The 16,512-nt window shown below is 33.6% G+C and carries 30 protein-coding genes; all 30 read left to right on the top strand.

What is annotated here, in order from left to right; genetic code table 11:
* The first annotated feature begins 4 nt into the window (after positions 1-4).
* A complete protein-coding gene (gene rplC / locus WA327_RS00310) occupies positions 5-622 on the top strand; it encodes a 50S ribosomal protein L3 (protein WP_336065138.1) in 618 nt (205 codons plus the stop codon).
* A complete protein-coding gene (gene rplD / locus WA327_RS00305; RefSeq protein WP_336065135.1) occupies positions 622-1,251 on the top strand; it encodes a 50S ribosomal protein L4 in 630 nt (209 codons plus the stop codon). The genes rplC and rplD overlap by 1 nt, the downstream gene beginning before the upstream one ends.
* Positions 1,252-1,259: 8 nt before the next feature.
* Positions 1,260-1,550 (top strand): 50S ribosomal protein L23, encoded by a 291-nt coding sequence (gene rplW, locus WA327_RS00300; protein WP_336065132.1) that lies wholly within the window; start codon positions 1,260-1,262, stop codon positions 1,548-1,550.
* Positions 1,551-1,560: 10 nt separating this feature from the next.
* A complete protein-coding gene (gene rplB, locus WA327_RS00295; RefSeq protein ID WP_336065129.1) occupies positions 1,561-2,385 on the top strand; it encodes a 50S ribosomal protein L2 in 825 nt (274 codons plus the stop codon).
* A gap of 6 nt (positions 2,386-2,391) precedes the next feature.
* Entirely contained in the window at positions 2,392-2,670 is a 279-nt protein-coding gene (gene rpsS / locus WA327_RS00290; RefSeq protein ID WP_027880209.1) for a 30S ribosomal protein S19, read from the top strand.
* 3 nt (positions 2,671-2,673) lie between these two features.
* Positions 2,674-3,081, top strand: coding sequence for a 50S ribosomal protein L22 (gene rplV / locus WA327_RS00285; protein ID WP_027880208.1), 408 nt, complete (start codon positions 2,674-2,676; stop codon positions 3,079-3,081).
* Between the two features lie 7 nt (positions 3,082-3,088).
* Positions 3,089-3,808 carry a 30S ribosomal protein S3 gene (gene rpsC, locus WA327_RS00280; protein WP_336065122.1) on the top strand — a complete coding sequence of 240 codons (720 nt, stop codon included), beginning with the start codon at positions 3,089-3,091 and terminating at the stop codon, positions 3,806-3,808.
* A gap of 20 nt (positions 3,809-3,828) precedes the next feature.
* Entirely contained in the window at positions 3,829-4,248 is a 420-nt protein-coding gene (gene rplP, locus WA327_RS00275) for a 50S ribosomal protein L16 (protein WP_106687663.1), read from the top strand.
* Between the two features lie 12 nt (positions 4,249-4,260).
* Positions 4,261-4,452 (top strand): 50S ribosomal protein L29, encoded by a 192-nt coding sequence (rpmC, locus tag WA327_RS00270; protein WP_336065117.1) that lies wholly within the window; start codon positions 4,261-4,263, stop codon positions 4,450-4,452.
* Between the two features lie 12 nt (positions 4,453-4,464).
* Entirely contained in the window at positions 4,465-4,722 is a 258-nt protein-coding gene (gene rpsQ, locus WA327_RS00265; protein ID WP_027880204.1) for a 30S ribosomal protein S17, read from the top strand.
* Positions 4,723-4,724: 2 nt separating this feature from the next.
* Positions 4,725-5,093, top strand: coding sequence for a 50S ribosomal protein L14 (gene rplN / locus WA327_RS00260; protein ID WP_336065114.1), 369 nt, complete (start codon positions 4,725-4,727; stop codon positions 5,091-5,093).
* Positions 5,094-5,105: 12 nt separating this feature from the next.
* Positions 5,106-5,417 (top strand): 50S ribosomal protein L24, encoded by a 312-nt coding sequence (gene rplX, locus WA327_RS00255; RefSeq protein WP_336065112.1) that lies wholly within the window; start codon positions 5,106-5,108, stop codon positions 5,415-5,417.
* A gap of 2 nt (positions 5,418-5,419) precedes the next feature.
* Positions 5,420-5,971, top strand: coding sequence for a 50S ribosomal protein L5 (gene rplE / locus WA327_RS00250; protein WP_336065108.1), 552 nt, complete (start codon positions 5,420-5,422; stop codon positions 5,969-5,971).
* Between the two features lie 3 nt (positions 5,972-5,974).
* On the top strand, positions 5,975-6,244 hold the full coding sequence (gene rpsN / locus WA327_RS00245) for a 30S ribosomal protein S14 (protein WP_336065105.1): 270 nt from the start codon (positions 5,975-5,977) through the stop codon (positions 6,242-6,244).
* 63 nt (positions 6,245-6,307) lie between these two features.
* Positions 6,308-6,706 carry a 30S ribosomal protein S8 gene (rpsH, locus tag WA327_RS00240; RefSeq protein WP_027880199.1) on the top strand — a complete coding sequence of 133 codons (399 nt, stop codon included), beginning with the start codon at positions 6,308-6,310 and terminating at the stop codon, positions 6,704-6,706.
* Between the two features lie 19 nt (positions 6,707-6,725).
* Positions 6,726-7,268: a 50S ribosomal protein L6 gene (gene rplF / locus WA327_RS00235; RefSeq protein ID WP_336065102.1), complete on the top strand. Its 543-nt coding sequence runs from the start codon at positions 6,726-6,728 to the stop codon at positions 7,266-7,268.
* 10 nt (positions 7,269-7,278) lie between these two features.
* Entirely contained in the window at positions 7,279-7,635 is a 357-nt protein-coding gene (gene rplR, locus WA327_RS00230) for a 50S ribosomal protein L18 (RefSeq protein ID WP_336065101.1), read from the top strand.
* Between the two features lie 6 nt (positions 7,636-7,641).
* Positions 7,642-8,166: a 30S ribosomal protein S5 gene (gene rpsE / locus WA327_RS00225; RefSeq protein WP_336065099.1), complete on the top strand. Its 525-nt coding sequence runs from the start codon at positions 7,642-7,644 to the stop codon at positions 8,164-8,166.
* A gap of 11 nt (positions 8,167-8,177) precedes the next feature.
* The gene (gene rpmD / locus WA327_RS00220; RefSeq protein ID WP_336065096.1) at positions 8,178-8,360 is read left to right on the top strand and encodes a 50S ribosomal protein L30; all 183 of its coding nucleotides are present in this window, start codon (positions 8,178-8,180) and stop codon (positions 8,358-8,360) included.
* A gap of 12 nt (positions 8,361-8,372) precedes the next feature.
* A complete protein-coding gene (gene rplO / locus WA327_RS00215) occupies positions 8,373-8,825 on the top strand; it encodes a 50S ribosomal protein L15 (protein WP_223076185.1) in 453 nt (150 codons plus the stop codon).
* Positions 8,826-8,838: 13 nt separating this feature from the next.
* Positions 8,839-10,188 (top strand): preprotein translocase subunit SecY, encoded by a 1,350-nt coding sequence (secY, locus tag WA327_RS00210; protein ID WP_027880193.1) that lies wholly within the window; start codon positions 8,839-8,841, stop codon positions 10,186-10,188.
* A 10-nt stretch (positions 10,189-10,198) separates the two neighbouring features.
* Positions 10,199-10,414 carry a translation initiation factor IF-1 gene (gene infA / locus WA327_RS00205; RefSeq protein ID WP_007094967.1) on the top strand — a complete coding sequence of 72 codons (216 nt, stop codon included), beginning with the start codon at positions 10,199-10,201 and terminating at the stop codon, positions 10,412-10,414.
* A gap of 5 nt (positions 10,415-10,419) precedes the next feature.
* Positions 10,420-10,536: a type B 50S ribosomal protein L36 gene (ykgO, locus tag WA327_RS00200; protein ID WP_010519235.1), complete on the top strand. Its 117-nt coding sequence runs from the start codon at positions 10,420-10,422 to the stop codon at positions 10,534-10,536.
* Between the two features lie 2 nt (positions 10,537-10,538).
* Positions 10,539-10,910, top strand: coding sequence for a 30S ribosomal protein S13 (gene rpsM / locus WA327_RS00195; RefSeq protein WP_027880192.1), 372 nt, complete (start codon positions 10,539-10,541; stop codon positions 10,908-10,910).
* Positions 10,911-11,017: 107 nt separating this feature from the next.
* The gene (gene rpsK / locus WA327_RS00190; RefSeq protein ID WP_336065076.1) at positions 11,018-11,410 is read left to right on the top strand and encodes a 30S ribosomal protein S11; all 393 of its coding nucleotides are present in this window, start codon (positions 11,018-11,020) and stop codon (positions 11,408-11,410) included.
* A 189-nt stretch (positions 11,411-11,599) separates the two neighbouring features.
* Complete coding sequence (gene rpsD / locus WA327_RS00185) at positions 11,600-12,205, top strand: 30S ribosomal protein S4 (protein ID WP_027880190.1); 606 nt, start codon at positions 11,600-11,602, stop codon at positions 12,203-12,205.
* Between the two features lie 93 nt (positions 12,206-12,298).
* A complete protein-coding gene (locus tag WA327_RS00180; RefSeq protein ID WP_027880189.1) occupies positions 12,299-13,291 on the top strand; it encodes a DNA-directed RNA polymerase subunit alpha in 993 nt (330 codons plus the stop codon).
* Between the two features lie 60 nt (positions 13,292-13,351).
* Positions 13,352-13,822, top strand: a complete 471-nt coding sequence (rplQ, locus tag WA327_RS00175) for a 50S ribosomal protein L17 (RefSeq protein ID WP_027880188.1) — start codon at positions 13,352-13,354, stop codon at positions 13,820-13,822.
* Between the two features lie 87 nt (positions 13,823-13,909).
* Positions 13,910-15,013: a glutamine-hydrolyzing carbamoyl-phosphate synthase small subunit gene (gene carA / locus WA327_RS00170; protein WP_336065071.1), complete on the top strand. Its 1,104-nt coding sequence runs from the start codon at positions 13,910-13,912 to the stop codon at positions 15,011-15,013.
* 149 nt (positions 15,014-15,162) lie between these two features.
* Positions 15,163-16,455, top strand: coding sequence for a phosphopyruvate hydratase (gene eno / locus WA327_RS00165; RefSeq protein WP_336065067.1), 1,293 nt, complete (start codon positions 15,163-15,165; stop codon positions 16,453-16,455).
* Positions 16,456-16,512 lie beyond the last annotated feature (57 nt).

Here is a 16,512-nt window from a genome sequence, read left to right as displayed (position 1 = left end):
AAATATGTCTGGGTTAATTGGAAAAAAGATCGGTATGACCAGCATCTTTGATGAAAATGGAAAAAACATTCCATGTACAGTAATCGAAGCTGGACCATGTATCGTTACCCAAGTCAGAACTGAAGAAGTTGATGGCTACAACGCTGTACAATTAGGTTTCGATGACGCGACAGAAAAAAGTGCTACAAAAGCAGACTTAGGTCACGCTAAAAAAGCAGGTACTTCTGTAAAACGCAAGTTAGTCGAATTCAAAGGTTTTGACGAGGAGTACAAATTAGGTGATGCAATCACTGTAGAACACTTTGTAGAAGGTGAATTTGTTGATGTTTCAGGAACATCAAAAGGTAAAGGATTTCAAGGAGTTGTTAAACGTCATGGTTTTGGCGGAGTAGGACAAGCTACTCACGGTCAACACAACCGTTTAAGAGCACCAGGATCTATTGGTGCTGCATCATACCCTGCAAGAGTATTCAAAGGAATGCGTATGGCAGGTCGTATGGGTGGAGACTCAATTAAAGTTGAAAATTTAAGAGTTTTAAAAGTAGTTCCAGAAAAGAACTTACTTGTTGTTAAAGGTTGTGTACCTGGACACAAAAACGCTTATGTAATTATCAGAAAGTAATGAAAGTAGCAGTTTTAGATATAAACGGAAAAGAAACAGGAAGAAAGGCAGACCTTTCTGATGGTGTTTTTGCTATAGAACCTAACAATCATGCTGTTTATTTAGATGTAAAGCAATACCTAGCTAATCAAAGACAAGGAACGCACAAATCTAAAGAAAGAGCAGAAATTGCAGGAAGTACTCGCAAAATTAAAAAGCAAAAGGGTACTGGTACTGCCAGAGCTGGTAGTATAAAATCAGGAGTGTTTAAAGGAGGAGGACGTATGTTCGGACCAAGACCAAGAAACTACTCTTTTAAATTAAATAAAAACTTAAAGCGTTTAGCACGTAAGTCTGCATTAAGTATTAAGGCAAATGAGAATTCAATTATAGTTTTAGAAGACTTTAATTTTGATGCTCCAAAGACTAAAAACTTTACAGCAATCTTAAACGCATTAAACCTACAAGACAAAAAATCGTTGTTTGTGTTGGGTGCGTCAAATAATAATGTATATTTGTCGTCACGTAATTTAAAAGGGTCTGAAGTTGTAACTACTTCAGAATTAAACACTTATAAAATACTAAATGCAAATCAAGTTATCCTTTTAGAGGGTTCTTTAGAAGGAATTGAGTCGAACTTAAGTAAATAAGAAACAAAATGAGTATCTTAATTAAACCTATTATCACAGAAAAAGCTACTGCTAACAGTGAAGTAAACAACTGTTACAGTTTCTTCGTGAACACTAAGGCGAACAAGGTAGAAATCAAAAAAGCAGTAGAAGCTGCTTATGGAGTTTCTGTAGAAAAAGTTCGTACTATAAATGTCCGTCCAGATAGAAATACTAAGTATACAAAGACTGGTATTCAACATGGTAAAACAAATGCTAAGAAAAAAGCAATTGTACAACTGGCGGAAGGTGAAATGATTGATTTATACACTAACATGTAATTAAAGACAAATGTCAGTAAGAAAATTAAAACCAATCACACCAGGTCAGCGATTTAGAGTAGTAAACGGGTTTGACGCCGTTACTACTGACAAGCCGGAAAAAAGCTTATTAGCTCCGAAAAAAAGATCAGGTGGTAGAAACAGTCAAGGACGTATGACTATGCGCTACAAAGGTGGTGGTCATAAAAGAAGATATCGTATTATCGACTTTAAAAGAACTAAAGTAGGTGTTCCTGCAGAAGTTGCTTCGATTCAATACGATCCAAACAGAACAGCATTTATCGCTTTATTAAACTATCAAGATGGTGAAAAAGCATATATCATTGCTCAAAACGGATTAAAAGTTGGGCAAACTGTTGTTTCTGGTGAAACTGTATCTCCTGAAATAGGAAATGCAATGCCATTAGCAAATATTCCTTTAGGAACAATTATTTCTTGTGTAGAGTTAAGACCTGGTCAAGGAGCTGTTATGGCTCGTAGTGCTGGTGCTTTTGCACAATTAATGGCAAAAGATGGTAAGTTTGTAACAATCAAATTACCTTCAGGTGAAACTAGATTAATCTTGTCTACTTGTATGGCTACAATAGGAGCTGTATCTAACTCTGATCATCAATTATTAGTTTCTGGTAAAGCAGGACGTAGCAGATGGTTAGGAAGACGTCCAAGAACAAGACCTGTAGTAATGAACCCAGTTGATCACCCAATGGGAGGTGGTGAAGGAAGGTCTTCAGGAGGACATCCACGTTCTAGAAACGGTGTGCCAGCTAAAGGTTACAGAACCCGTTCTAAGACAAAAGCAAGTAACAAATATATTGTAGAACGTAGAAAGAAATAATAAGACATGGCAAGATCATTAAAAAAAGGACCTTACGTTCATTATAAATTAGAGAAGAAAGTAGCTGCTAATGTTGAAGCTAACAAAAAAACTGTAATCAAAACTTGGTCAAGAGCTAGTATGATTACTCCAGATTTTGTAGGTCAAACAATTGCAGTACACAACGGTCGTCAGTTTGTTCCAGTTTATGTTACAGAAAACATGGTTGGGCATAAATTAGGAGAATTTTCACCAACAAGATCATTTAGAGGTCACGCTGGTGCTAAAAATAAAGGAAAGAAGTAAGCTATGGGAAGTCGTAAAAAACAAATGGCAGACGCTATTAAGGATGCAAAAAAGCAAGTAGCTTTTGCAAAACTTAATAACTGTCCTACGTCACCAAGAAAAATGCGTTTAGTTGCTGATTTAGTTAGAGGTGAACGCGTAGAGAAAGCACTTAATATTTTAAAGTTTAGCCAAAAAGAAGCTTCAAATCGTTTAGAGAAATTATTATTATCTGCGATAGCTAACTGGCAAGCAAAAAATGAGGATGCTAGTATAGAAGATGCTGAACTTTTTGTTCAAGAGATAAGAGTTGATGGTGGATCTATGTTAAAAAGATTAAGACCAGCTCCTCAAGGACGTGCACACAGAATAAGAAAACGCTCAAACCACGTAACAATCGTAGTAGGAGCAAACAATAATACACAAAGCTAAGATAGATATGGGACAAAAAACAAATCCAATCGGAAATCGCTTAGGAATTATCAGAGGATGGGAATCTAACTGGTACGGAGGAAACGATTATGGTGATAAACTTGCCGAAGACGATAAGATAAGAAAGTATGTTTATGCTCGTTTATCTAAAGCTAGTGTGTCAAGAGTAATTATCGAAAGAACTCTTAAACTTGTAACCGTTACTATCACTACTGCTAGACCTGGTATTATTATCGGTAAAGGTGGACAAGAGGTAGACAAGTTAAAAGAAGAGCTTAAGAAAATTACAGGAAAAGAAGTTCAGATTAATATCTTTGAAATTAAAAGACCTGAACTAGATGCGTTTTTAGTTGCGTCAAGTATTGCTCGTCAGATAGAAAATCGTATTTCTTACAGACGTGCTATTAAAATGGCTATTGCTGCAACAATGCGTATGAATGCTGAAGGAATTAAAGTTCAAATTAGTGGTCGTTTAAACGGAGCTGAAATGGCACGTTCAGAACACTATAAAGAAGGACGTATTCCTTTATCAACTTTTAGAGCCGATATTGACTATGCTTTAGTAGAAGCACACACTACTTATGGTAGATTAGGTGTTAAGGTATGGATCATGAAAGGTGAAGTATATGGAAAAAGAGAGCTTTCTCCTCTTGTTGGATTATCTAAGAAGCAAGGAAAAGGTGGACGTGGTGGAAAGAGAGAAAACAAAACACGTCGTAGAAAGTAATTTTTTAAAGCACAGAAAAAATGTTACAGCCTAAAAGAACAAAATTTAGAAAACAACAAAAGGGACGTATGAAAGGTAACTCTGGAAGAGGGCACCAATTATCAAACGGTACTTTTGGAATAAAATCATTAGATTCTAACTTTCTAACTTCACGTCAAATTGAAGCAGCTCGTATTGCAGCTACTCGTTACATGAAAAGAGAAGGGCAATTATGGATTAAAATATTTCCAGACAAGCCTATTACAAAGAAACCTCTTGAAGTACGTATGGGTAAAGGTAAAGGTGCTGTAGAATATTGGGCGGCTGTTGTTAAACCAGGAAGAATCTTATTTGAAGTTGGAGGTGTGCCTTTAGACGTTGCTAAAGAAGCATTAAGACTTGCAGCTCAAAAATTACCAGTAAAAACTAAGTTTGTAATCGCTAGAGATTACGAAGCATAATTAATTAATATTATGAAACAGTCAGAAATTAAAGAATTATCTGTAGCTGAGTTACAAGAGAAACTTAGTGAAACAAAAAAGAGCTATGTAGATTTAAAAATGGCTCATGCAGTCTCTCCTTTAGAGAATCCTATTCAATTACGTTCAATAAGACGTGATGTTGCTAGAATAGCTACGGAATTAACTAAAAGAGATTTAAAATAATTCTGCTAAAAGATGGAAAATAGAAATTTAAGAAAAGAGCGTATAGGTGTAGTTACTAGTAACAAAATGCAGAAATCAATCGTGGTTTCTGAGGTTAAAAAAGTAAAACACCCAATGTACGGAAAGTTCGTATTAAAGACTAAAAAATACGTAGCACACGACGAGACAAACGATTGTAACATTGGTGATACTGTAAAGATCATGGAAACAAGACCTTTAAGTAAATCTAAATGTTGGAGATTAGTTGAAATAATTGAAAGAGCGAAGTAATTATGGTACAACAAGAATCAAGATTAAAAGTAGCAGACAACACTGGAGCAAAAGAAGTATTAACAATACGTGTTCTAGGTGGTACTAAAAGAAGATATGCTTCTGTAGGTGACAAAATTGTCGTTTCAGTAAAAGATGCAACTCCTAACGGAAACGTTAAAAAAGGGGCTGTTTCTACAGCAGTAGTTGTTCGTACCAAAAAAGAAGTTAGACGTCCAGACGGATCTTATATTAGATTTGATGACAACGCTTGCGTTTTATTAAACCCATCGGGTGAGATGAGAGGTACACGTGTATTTGGACCGGTAGCTAGAGAACTTCGTGAAAAACAATTCATGAAAATTGTATCATTAGCACCAGAGGTGCTTTAATTGATAAATAAGATGGCAAAGCTTAAAATTAAAACAGGAGATACCGTAAAAGTTATAGCTGGAGATCACAAAGGATCTGAAGGTACAGTACAAAAAGTATTTATCGACAAAAACAAAGCTATAGTAGAAGGTGTAAACATGGTGAAGAAACATACTAAGCCAAGTGCACAAAACCCTCAAGGCGGTATTGTAGAAAAAGAAGCACCAATCAACATTTCTAACTTATCATTGTTAACTTCAAAAGGAGAAACAACAAGAGTAGGTTATAGAATGGAAGGTGATAAAAAAGTAAGATTTTCTAAAAAATCTAATGAAGTATTATAGTTATGGGATATTCACCGAGACTAAAAGAAGAGTATAAAAGCAGAGTAATTGCAGCTCTTACAGAAGAATTTGGATATAGTAATGTTATGCAAGTACCAAAACTAGAAAAAATAGTACTTTCTAGAGGTGTAGGTGCAGCAGTAGCAGATAAAAAGTTAGTTGACCATGCAGTTGAAGAATTAACTACAATTACAGGTCAAAAAGCAGTTTCTACTATGTCTAAAAAAGATGTTGCGTCTTTCAAATTACGTAAAGGTATGCCAATTGGAGCAAAAGTAACTTTACGTGGAGAAAGAATGTATGAGTTTTTAGATCGTTTAATCACTACAGCGTTACCACGTGTAAGAGATTTTAACGGAATTAAAGCTACAGGTTTTGACGGAAGAGGTAACTACAACTTAGGAGTTACAGAACAAATTATATTTCCAGAAATAAATATCGATAAAGTTAATAAAATTGACGGAATGGATATTACATTTGTAACTTCTGCTGAAACTGATAAAGAAGCAAAATCATTATTAACAGAATTAGGATTGCCTTTTCAAAAAAACTAAATTATGGCTAAAGAATCAATGAAAGCCCGTGAGGTTAAAAGAGCAAAAGCAGTAGCTAAATATGCTGAAAAACGTAAAGCTTTAAAAGAAGCTGGAGACTACGAAGCATTACAAAAGTTACCTAAAAATGCCTCTCCGGTTCGTATGCACAATAGATGTAAACTTACAGGAAGACCAAAAGGATACATGCGTACCTTTGGAATCTCTCGTGTAATGTTTAGAGAAATGGCAAACAAAGGTTTAATACCAGGTGTTAAAAAAGCAAGTTGGTAAAATTATTATAAATTGGATTAAGGTTTGCAATAGTGCAAAAACCAAGTCCGCAAATTAATACATATGTATACAGATCCAATAGCAGATTATTTAACTAGAATTAGAAACGCAGTGCGTGCTAATCACAGAGTAGTTGAAATTCCTGCTTCAAATTTAAAAAAGGATATAACTAAAATCTTATTCGATCAAGGATATATTTTAAGTTATAAATTTGATGATTCTTCAGTACAAGGAACTATTAAAATAGCTCTTAAGTACAACAAAGAGACAAAAGAACCAGTAATTAGAAAAATTCAAAGAATTAGTAAACCTGGTTTACGTAAGTATTCAGGTTCTAAAGAAATGCCAAGAATTCTTAATGGTTTAGGTATTGCAATTGTTTCTACTTCTCACGGAGTAATGACAGGTAAGCAAGCCCAAAGAGAGAATGTTGGAGGCGAAGTTTTATGTTACGTTTACTAATTAAAAATCCAGAAAGAAAATGTCAAGAATAGGAAATAGTCCAGTTGCCATTCCAGAAGGAGTAACTGTAACAGTACAAGAAAACACAATTACAGTAAAAGGAAAATTAGGAGAGTTATCTCAAGATTTTGATACTGTAGGTGTAAAAGTAGAAGAAGGAAACGTATTAGTAACACGTTCTGCAGAAACTAAACAACATAAAGCTAAGCACGGTTTATACCGTTCTTTAATCAATAACATGATTGAAGGAGTATCTAAAGGTTGGACTAAAGAATTAGAATTAGTCGGAGTTGGATATAGAGCAAGTAACCAAGGTAATATTTTAGAATTAGCCTTAGGTTTTTCACATAACATAGTGATGAGTTTAGCACCAGAAATTAAAGTTGAAACAGTTTCTGAAAAAGGTAAAAATCCAATCATTAAACTTTCATCTTTTGATAAACAATTAGTAGGACAAGTTGCTGCTAAAATCAGAGGATTTAGAAAACCTGAACCATACAAAGGAAAAGGTATTAAGTTTGTTGGAGAAGAATTAAGAAGAAAAGCTGGTAAATCAGCATAATAATTTAGTTATGGCGTTAACAAAATCACAAAGAAGATTAAGAATAAAAAACAGAATCCGTAAGGTTGTTTCTGGTACAGAAGCAAGACCTAGATTATCTGTTTTCAGAAGTAATAAAGAAATTTATGCTCAAATAGTAGATGACGTTACAGGTAAAACAATCGTAGCATCATCTTCAAGAGATAAAGATATTAGTTCTTCAAAAGGTAATAAAGTAGAAGTAGCTGCATTAGTAGGTAAGTCTATCGCTGAAAAAGCCTTAAAGGCTGGTGTTGAAACTATTTCTTTTGATAGAGGTGGTTATTTATATCACGGAAGAGTAAAATCATTAGCTGAAGGAGCTAGAGAAGGAGGACTTAAATTCTAAGAAATTATGTATCAAAAATACAAAAGCGCAGAGTTAGTAAAACCAAGTGGATTAGATCTTAAAGATCGTTTAGTTGGTGTACAAAGAGTTACTAAAGTAACCAAAGGAGGTAGAGCATTTGGATTTTCAGCAATCGTAGTGGTTGGTGATGAATCAGGTGTTGTAGGTCATGGTTTAGGTAAATCAAAAGATGTTGCAAGTGCAATCGCAAAAGCAATAGAAGATGCTAAGAAAAACTTAGTACGTATACCTTTATCAAAAAGTACATTACCTCACGAACAAAAAGGTAAATATGGTGGAGCAAGAGTAAACATCATACCTGCAGCTCCTGGTACAGGAGTAATTGCTGGTGGAGCTGTAAGAACAGTTTTAGAAGCAGTAGGTGTACACGATGTATTATCTAAGTCTCAAGGATCATCAAACCCACATAATGTAGTAAAAGCTACTTTTGATGCTTTATTACAATTAAGAGACCCACAATCGATTGCTCGAGAAAGAGGAATCTCTTTAGAAAAAGTTTTTAACGGATAATCAAAACAGAAATGTCTAAGATAAAAGTAACAAAAGTTAAAAGCGCAATCAATAGAACTCAAAGACAAAAGAGAACTTTAGAAGCTCTAGGTCTTAAAAAGATTGGGCAAGTTGTAGAGCACGAGGCTACTCCTAATATCTTAGGAATGGTAGCAAAAGTAAATCACTTAGTTTCTGTAGAAGAAATTAAATAATAATACTGAAAAATGGATTTAAGTAATTTAAAACCTGCAGAAGGTTCAGTTAAAGGTCAAGGGAAAAGAGTAGGTAGAGGTCAAGGTTCTGGTAAAGGTGGTACTGCAACACGTGGTCACAAAGGAGCTAAGTCTAGATCAGGATACTCTAAAAAAGTAGGTTTCGAAGGAGGGCAAATGCCAATCCAACGTAGAGTACCTAAGTTTGGCTTTACTAACATAAATCGTAAAGAGTACCAAGGTGTTAACCTTGATACCATTCAACAATTAGTTGACGATAAGAAAATTAAGGATACTTTAGATTTTGAAACACTTGTAAGTTTAGGACTAGTTGGTAAAAACGAATTAGTTAAAATCTTAGGAAGAGGTGAATTAAAATCAAAGTTAAACGTAACAGCTCATAAATTTACTGCTACTGCTAAAGCTGCTATCGAAGCTGCAGGAGGAGAAGCTGTAACTTTATAAGAATTATAGACGCATGAAATTTATAGAGACATTAAAAAATGTTTGGAAAATCGAAGAACTAAGAAACAGAATCATCGTTACTGTTGGTCTGTTATTAGTTTATAGATTTGGAGCACAAGTGGTATTACCAGGTATAGATGCTGCTCAGTTATCTAACTTACAAACTGAAACTAGTGAAGGTTTATTTGGATTATTAAATGCCTTTACTGGTGGAGCTTTTGCTAATGCTTCAGTTTTTGCTCTAGGAATCATGCCTTACATTTCAGCCTCTATTGTGGTTCAATTAATGGGAATAGCTATTCCTTACTTACAAAAGCTACAAAAAGAAGGTGCAAGTGGACAAAAGAAAATAACGCAAATAACAAGATGGCTAACTATTGCTATATGTTTAGTACAAGCACCAGGTTATTTAGCTAGTTTAGGTCCAGTGTTTGGTATTCCAAATTCAGCATTTTTATTAGGACAAGGAGGAATGTTTTATGTTTCTTCTATAGTAATCTTAGTTACAGGTACAATTTTTGCAATGTGGTTAGGAGAAAAAATTACTGACAAAGGAATTGGTAATGGTATTTCATTATTAATTATGGTTGGTATTATTGCTACCTTACCTAAAGCATTTTTACAAAATGCAGCATCAAGATTACAAGATGGTAATAACGTAATGATGATTTTATTTGAAGTTGTTATTTGGTTTGCTATCATTTTATTGTCAATCTTATTAGTAATGGCTGTACGTAAAATTGCTGTACAATATGCAAGAAGAACAGCATCTGGTGGTTATGAAAAGAATGTATTTGGATCAAGACAATACATTCCATTAAAGCTTAACGCTTCAGGTGTAATGCCTATCATTTTTGCTCAAGCAATTATGTTTGTTCCAGGTCTTATTGGTAAATCTTCTTTCTTAGAAGATACATCAGCAGGTTTGTGGCTACAAACAAATTTCTCTGATATATTTGGTTTTTGGTACAATTTAGTATTTGCATTATTAATAATTATATTCACATATTTTTATACTGCAATTACAGTACCTACAAACAAAATGGCTGATGATTTAAAACGAAGCGGTGGTTTTATACCAGGTATTCGTCCAGGATCAGAAACATCAGAGTACCTAGACAAGATAATGTCTCAAATAACGTTACCAGGTTCAATATTCTTAGCTTTAATAGCTGTGTTCCCAGCATTTATAGTTAAGTTAATGGGTGTACAACAAGGATGGGCATTATTTTTTGGAGGTACATCATTATTAATTATGGTTGGAGTTGCAATCGATACTATGCAACAAGTAAACTCTTACTTGTTAAATAGACATTACGATGGCTTGATGAAAACAGGTAAAAACAGAAAAGCAGTAGCTTAATATTTTTAACATGGCAAAACAAGCAGCAATAGAACAAGACGGAACAATTATAGAAGCATTATCTAATGCTATGTTCCGAGTAGAATTAGAAAATGGTCACATTGTGACTGCGCATATTTCTGGTAAAATGCGTATGCATTACATTAAACTTTTACCAGGAGATAAAGTAAAATTAGAAATGAGTCCTTACGATTTAACTAAGGCTCGTATAACTTATAGATACTAAATACGATGAAAGTAAGAGCATCAATTAAAAAAAGAAGCGCAGATTGTAAAATAGTGCGCAGAAAAGGTAGACTTTACGTCATTAATAAAAAGAATCCTAGATTCAAACAAAGACAAGGGTAATTATGGCAAGAATTGCAGGAGTAGACATACCAAAACAGAAAAGAGGAGTAATCTCTTTAACTTATATCTACGGAGTAGGTAAAAGTAGAGCAAAAGAAATTTTAGCAGCTGCTAAAGTAGACGAAAGCATCAAAGTACAAGACTGGACAGATGATCAAATCGGAGCAATCCGTGATGCTGTTGGTAACTATACTATTGAAGGTGAATTACGTTCTGAAACTCAATTAAACATTAAGCGATTAATGGATATAGGATGTTACAGAGGTATACGTCATAGAGCAGGTCTTCCTTTAAGAGGACAACGTACTAAAAACAACTCTAGAACTAGAAAAGGTAGAAGAAAAACAGTTGCTAACAAGAAAAAAGCAAGCTAATAAACAATTTGGTCTTTAGTATTTAGACGTTGGAAGGAATCTGTTTGAAATTATAAAAGGTTTAGGATTCTAGCGACTATTAACTAAAAACAAAGAACAATAATAATATGGCAAAGACAAACGCTAAAAGTACAAAAAAACGTAAAGTTATTATTGATGCTGTAGGAGAAGCACACATCACAGCTTCTTTTAACAACATCATTATCTCACTTACAAACAAAAAAGGTGACGTAATTTCATGGTCATCTGCAGGTAAGATGGGCTTTAGAGGATCTAAAAAAAATACTCCTTATGCAGCGCAATTAGCAGCAGAAGATGCTTCAGGTGTAGCTAAAGAGGCTGGTTTAAAAAAGGTGAAAGTTTATGTGAAAGGTCCTGGTAATGGTAGAGAATCTGCTATCCGTTCTATTCACAATGCAGGTATCGAAGTAACCGAAATCGTAGATGTTACTCCATTACCACACAACGGATGTCGTCCTCCTAAAAGAAGAAGAGTTTAATAACGTAAAACCTTTTACGTCATTAAAATACATTATAAAATTAATATCATCTGTTTTACAGATGGTATTAATTTTTTGCATAAATTTGCAAACTGAAAAATTTAATAAACAAGTATAACAAGAGATTAACGATTATCGAAGGATAAGATTAAGACCTTAATTCATAATCACTCTTTAATTAATTTAAAAATGGCAAGATATACTGGTCCTAAAACTAAAATAGCTCGTAAATTTGGCGAAGCTATCTTCGGAGACGATAAAGCTTTCGAAAAAAGAAATTACCCTCCAGGACAACATGGAGCAAACAAAAGACGTGGTAAAAAATCTGAATATGCAATCCAATTAATGGAAAAGCAAAAAGCTAAATATACTTATGGTATTTTAGAAAAGCAATTCAGAAACATGTTTAAAAGAGCAACAGCAGCACCTGGAATTACAGGTGAAGTTTTATTACAATTGTGTGAGTCTAGATTAGATAACGTTGTATTTAGAATGGGTATCTCTCCTTCAAGAAGAGGAGCAAGACAATTAGTTTCTCACAGACATATTACTGTTAATGGTGAAGTAGTAAATATTCCTTCATACCAATTAAAAGCAGGAGATGTTGTTGCAGTAAGAGAAAAATCTAAATCACTTGAAGCTATAGAAAGATCACTTTCAAATTCAAGTAATGTATTTGAATGGATTACTTGGAATACAGAGAAAAAAGAAGGAACTTTTGTATCTGTACCAGCAAGAATTCAAATACCAGAAAATATTAACGAGCAATTCATCGTCGAATTATACTCTAAATAATAAATTAACATTGGTATTTAGCCAAAGGGTTTATTCGTATCTCTTCAAACTTATAAACCGCGCAACTAAATAACAATTAAAACGAAGAACAATATGGCAGTATTTAATTTTCAAAAACCTGATAAAGTAATCATGATTGATTCTACTGATTTCGAAGGTAAATTCGAATTCAGACCATTAGAACCAGGTTATGGTTTAACAGTTGGTAATGCTTTACGTAGAGTTTTACTTTCATCTTTAGAAGGTTTTGCAATAACATCAGTTAGAATAGAAGGTGTAGATCACGAATTTTCTACAATACCAGGTGTTGTTGAAGACGTAACAGAAATTATCTTAAACTTAAAACAAGTTCGTTTTAAGCGTCAAATAGAAGATGTAGATAATGAGTCTGTTTCAATTTCAATTTCTGGACAAGAACAAATCGTTGCTGGAGATTTTCAAAAATTTATTTCAGGATTTCAAGTATTAAACGCAGATCAAGTAATCTGTAACTTAGATCCAAAAGTAAATATTAACATGGAAATCACTATCGAAAAAGGTAGAGGTTATGTTCCTGCTGAAGAAAACAAAAAAGCTACAGCTCCTATAGGAACAATTTTTACAGATTCGATTTATACACCAATTAAAAATGTTAAATACAGCATTGAAAATTATCGTGTAGAGCAAAAAACTGATTATGAAAAGTTAGTTTTCGAGATTCAAACAGATGGTTCTATAAATCCACAAGATGCTTTAACAGAAGCAGCTAAAACGTTAATTCACCACTTTATGTTATTCTCAGACGAGAGAATTACTTTAGAAGCTGATGAGATAGCTCAAACTGAAACTTATGATGAAGAATCGCTTCATATGAGACAGTTGCTTAAAACTAAGTTAGTAGATATGGATTTATCTGTTCGTGCTCTTAACTGTTTAAAAGCTGCAGAAGTAGATACTTTAGGTGACTTGGTATCTTTCAATAAAAATGATTTAATGAAGTTCCGTAACTTTGGTAAAAAATCTTTAACAGAGCTTGAAGAGCTTGTTAATGTTAAAGGTCTTAACTTCGGTATGGATCTTTCAAAATACAAATTAGATAAAGACTAACACTTCATATTTTGCTCCTCAAAAAGGGTAGAGCAAGATGATGGTTAAAACAAAAATGTCATGAGACACGGAAAAAAAATAAACCACTTAGGTAGAAAAACAGCACATAGAAAATCTATGTTAGCTAACATGGCTTGTTCTTTAATAGAGCACAAGCGTATCAACACTACTGTTGCTAAAGCAAAAGCTTTAAAAGTTTTTGTAGAGCCAATGATTACTAAAGCTAAAGAAGATACTACTCATAATAGACGTATCGTTTTTAGTCGATTAAGACAAAAAGAGGCTGTTACAGAATTATTTAGAGAAGTAGCAACTAAAGTAGGAGACAGGCCAGGTGGATATACACGTATTATCAAATTAGGTAATCGTTTAGGAGATAACGCTGATATGGCTATGATCGAGTTAGTAGATTATAACGAAATCTATAACGCTGGTAATAAGCCTAAAAAATCAACAAGAAGAAGTAGACGTGGTGGTTCTAAACCAGCTGCAGCTAAAGTTGATAACACAGCAACTAACGAAGAAGAATAAATGTTAATAAGCATTTAACATATAAAGGATAATCTATTTTAGATTATCCTTTTTTTTATGCAATTTTGTGAAACCTTTATTATTACAATGAAATATCAAAAACTTAAAAAAGCACTTATCTTATTAGAAGACGGAACAATTTTTCATGGAAAAGCAGTAGGCAAAGAAGGCACTGCTTTTGGAGAAGTATGTTTTAATACCGGCATGACTGGTTATCAAGAAATATTTACAGATCCGTCTTACTATGGACAATTAATGGTAACAACCAATGCGCATATTGGTAATTATGGAGTTAATGATGAAGAAGTTGAATCTGACTCAATTAAAATATCAGGATTAATTTGTCGTAACTTTAGTTATGATTTTTCCCGAGTAAAAGCAGATGGATCATTAGAAGATTTTTTAAACAAACACAATCTTTTAGCAATTTCTGATGTAGATACACGCGCATTAGTTACGTACATACGTGAAAACGGAGCGATGAATGCAGTTATTTCTACTGAAGTTGATAATGTTGAAGGTTTAAAAGAGCAATTAGCAAAAGTACCATCAATGAATGGTTTAGAACTTGCCTCTAAAGTATCAACTAAAGAAGCATATTATGTAGGAGATGAAAATGCTCCTATAAAGATAGCTGCATTAGATATAGGAATAAAAAAGAACATCCTTCGTAATTTAGCAACACGTGGCGCATATATAAAAGTCTTCCCTTTTGATAGTACTTTTAAAGATATGAGTGATTGGAATCCTGATGGCTATTTTTTATCAAATGGACCTGGTGATCCAGAACCTTTAAAAGGAGCTATTGAAGTAGCAAAACAAATTATAGATAAAAATCTCCCTTTATTTGGAATTTGTTTAGGTCACCAAGTTATCGCTTTAGCTAACGGAATTTCTACTTACAAAATGCACCACGGACATAGAGGTATAAATCACCCAATCATGAACTTAGAAACTGGTAAAGGTGAAATAACATCTCAAAACCACGGGTTTGCGGTAAATAGAGAAGAAGCAGAAGCACATCCAGATTTAGAAATCACACACGTACATCTTAACGATAATACTGTTGCTGGTTTAAAAATGAAATCCAAAAATGTATTCTCTGTACAGTATCATCCAGAAGCAAGTCCAGGTCCAAACGACTCAACTTATCTTTTTGATCAATTCATAGAAAATATCAAATCAAACTAATAATAAAAAGGCAATGAATTTTAAATTTCGTTGCCTTTTTTCTTTTACTAAAACGATATAGATTAAATTTTATGTATTTCTTACTTTAAAGCTATTTATAGTGAGATTTTAGCCGTAAATTTGACTATAAATAACTAAAAATTAAAAATATGAGTGTTATAATCAATGTTCACGCAAGACAAATTTTTGATTCCAGAGGAAACCCAACAGTGGAAGTTGATGTAGAAACTGAAAATGGATTTTTAGGAAGAGCAGCAGTTCCTTCTGGTGCTTCAACTGGAGAACATGAAGCGGTAGAGCTTAGAGATGGTGGCGATAAATATATGGGTAAAGGTGTAACCAAAGCAGTAGATAATGTTAATAATATTTTAGCTGAAGAATTGCTTGGTGTTAACGTTTTTGAACAAAACTATATTGACACATTAATGTGTAAAATAGATGGTACACCAAATAAATCTAAATTAGGTGCTAATGCTATTTTAGGTGTGTCTTTAGCAGTTGCAAAAGCAGCAGCAGCAGAGTTAGGTATGCCTCTTTATAGATACGTTGGTGGTGTAAGTGCAAATACTTTACCTGTTCCAATGATGAATATCATTAACGGAGGTTCACATAGTGACGCTCCAATTGCATTTCAAGAGTTTATGGTAATGCCTGTAAAAGCAAAAAACTTTTCACATGCATTGCAAATGGGAACAGAAATTTTCCATAATCTTAAAAAAGTATTACACGATAGAGATTTAAGTACAGCTGTAGGTGACGAAGGTGGTTTTGCACCAACTTTAGATGGTACAGAAGATGCACTTGATACAATTGCAAAAGCAGTTAAAAATGCAGGATATAACTTAGGTGATGATGTAATGATTGCTTTAGATTGTGCTTCTGCAGAATTTTATGTAGACGGAAAATACGATTACACAAAATTTGAAGGCGATAAAGGTGTCGTAAGAACTAGTCAAGAGCAAGCAGATTACTTAGCAGAATTAGCAAGTAAATATCCAATTATTTCTATTGAGGATGGTATGGATGAAAACGATTGGGAAGGTTGGAAATACTTAACCGAAAAAATCGGAGATAAAGTACAATTAGTTGGTGATGATTTATATGTAACCAACGTAGAGCGTTTATCTAGAGGAATTGACCAAGATATAGCTAATTCAATTTTAATTAAAGTAAACCAAATTGGTACTTTAACTGAAACTATTGCAGCAGTAAACATGGCTCATAATGCGGGATATACTTCGGTTATGTCTCACAGATCAGGAGAAACTGAAGATAATACTATTGCAGATTTAGCTGTGGCATTAAACTGTGGACAAATAAAAACAGGATCTGCATCACGTAGTGATCGTATGGCTAAATACAACCAATTACTTCGTATAGAAGAAGAATTAGGAGATGTAGCTTATTATCCAAAAGAAAAAGCTTTTAAAGTAAATAGATAATTACTTTTTATATATAAAATTATTCAAAAACTCTCATCAAAACGATGAGAGTTTTTT

The organism is Mesoflavibacter sp. CH_XMU1404-2 (assembly GCF_037029465.1).
Taxonomy (GTDB): Bacteria; Bacteroidota; Bacteroidia; order Flavobacteriales; family Flavobacteriaceae; genus Mesoflavibacter.
Note: the sequence above shows the minus strand (reverse complement) of the source record. Positions and strands in the feature narration are given on the sequence as shown.

Excerpts from the sequence above, each read along its gene's own strand:
- rplC (WP_336065138.1), top strand. The coding sequence starts at position 5 with ATGTCTGGGTTAATTGGAAAAAAGATCGGTATGACCAGCATCTTTGAT.
- rplD (WP_336065135.1), top strand. The coding sequence starts at position 622 with ATGAAAGTAGCAGTTTTAGATATAAACGGAAAAGAAACAGGAAGAAAG.
- rplW (WP_336065132.1), top strand. The coding sequence starts at position 1,260 with ATGAGTATCTTAATTAAACCTATTATCACAGAAAAAGCTACTGCTAAC.
- rplB (WP_336065129.1), top strand. The coding sequence starts at position 1,561 with ATGTCAGTAAGAAAATTAAAACCAATCACACCAGGTCAGCGATTTAGA.
- rpsS (WP_027880209.1), top strand. The coding sequence starts at position 2,392 with ATGGCAAGATCATTAAAAAAAGGACCTTACGTTCATTATAAATTAGAG.
- rplV (WP_027880208.1), top strand. The coding sequence starts at position 2,674 with ATGGGAAGTCGTAAAAAACAAATGGCAGACGCTATTAAGGATGCAAAA.
- rpsC (WP_336065122.1), top strand. The coding sequence starts at position 3,089 with ATGGGACAAAAAACAAATCCAATCGGAAATCGCTTAGGAATTATCAGA.
- rplP (WP_106687663.1), top strand. The coding sequence starts at position 3,829 with ATGTTACAGCCTAAAAGAACAAAATTTAGAAAACAACAAAAGGGACGT.
- rpmC (WP_336065117.1), top strand. The coding sequence starts at position 4,261 with ATGAAACAGTCAGAAATTAAAGAATTATCTGTAGCTGAGTTACAAGAG.
- rpsQ (WP_027880204.1), top strand. The coding sequence starts at position 4,465 with ATGGAAAATAGAAATTTAAGAAAAGAGCGTATAGGTGTAGTTACTAGT.
- rplN (WP_336065114.1), top strand. The coding sequence starts at position 4,725 with ATGGTACAACAAGAATCAAGATTAAAAGTAGCAGACAACACTGGAGCA.
- rplX (WP_336065112.1), top strand. The coding sequence starts at position 5,106 with ATGGCAAAGCTTAAAATTAAAACAGGAGATACCGTAAAAGTTATAGCT.
- rplE (WP_336065108.1), top strand. The coding sequence starts at position 5,420 with ATGGGATATTCACCGAGACTAAAAGAAGAGTATAAAAGCAGAGTAATT.
- rpsN (WP_336065105.1), top strand. The coding sequence starts at position 5,975 with ATGGCTAAAGAATCAATGAAAGCCCGTGAGGTTAAAAGAGCAAAAGCA.
- rpsH (WP_027880199.1), top strand. The coding sequence starts at position 6,308 with ATGTATACAGATCCAATAGCAGATTATTTAACTAGAATTAGAAACGCA.
- rplF (WP_336065102.1), top strand. The coding sequence starts at position 6,726 with ATGTCAAGAATAGGAAATAGTCCAGTTGCCATTCCAGAAGGAGTAACT.
- rplR (WP_336065101.1), top strand. The coding sequence starts at position 7,279 with ATGGCGTTAACAAAATCACAAAGAAGATTAAGAATAAAAAACAGAATC.
- rpsE (WP_336065099.1), top strand. The coding sequence starts at position 7,642 with ATGTATCAAAAATACAAAAGCGCAGAGTTAGTAAAACCAAGTGGATTA.
- rpmD (WP_336065096.1), top strand. The coding sequence starts at position 8,178 with ATGTCTAAGATAAAAGTAACAAAAGTTAAAAGCGCAATCAATAGAACT.
- rplO (WP_223076185.1), top strand. The coding sequence starts at position 8,373 with ATGGATTTAAGTAATTTAAAACCTGCAGAAGGTTCAGTTAAAGGTCAA.
- secY (WP_027880193.1), top strand. The coding sequence starts at position 8,839 with ATGAAATTTATAGAGACATTAAAAAATGTTTGGAAAATCGAAGAACTA.
- infA (WP_007094967.1), top strand. The coding sequence starts at position 10,199 with ATGGCAAAACAAGCAGCAATAGAACAAGACGGAACAATTATAGAAGCA.
- ykgO (WP_010519235.1), top strand. The coding sequence starts at position 10,420 with ATGAAAGTAAGAGCATCAATTAAAAAAAGAAGCGCAGATTGTAAAATA.
- rpsM (WP_027880192.1), top strand. The coding sequence starts at position 10,539 with ATGGCAAGAATTGCAGGAGTAGACATACCAAAACAGAAAAGAGGAGTA.
- rpsK (WP_336065076.1), top strand. The coding sequence starts at position 11,018 with ATGGCAAAGACAAACGCTAAAAGTACAAAAAAACGTAAAGTTATTATT.
- rpsD (WP_027880190.1), top strand. The coding sequence starts at position 11,600 with ATGGCAAGATATACTGGTCCTAAAACTAAAATAGCTCGTAAATTTGGC.
- WA327_RS00180 (WP_027880189.1), top strand. The coding sequence starts at position 12,299 with ATGGCAGTATTTAATTTTCAAAAACCTGATAAAGTAATCATGATTGAT.
- rplQ (WP_027880188.1), top strand. The coding sequence starts at position 13,352 with ATGAGACACGGAAAAAAAATAAACCACTTAGGTAGAAAAACAGCACAT.
- carA (WP_336065071.1), top strand. The coding sequence starts at position 13,910 with ATGAAATATCAAAAACTTAAAAAAGCACTTATCTTATTAGAAGACGGA.
- eno (WP_336065067.1), top strand. The coding sequence starts at position 15,163 with ATGAGTGTTATAATCAATGTTCACGCAAGACAAATTTTTGATTCCAGA.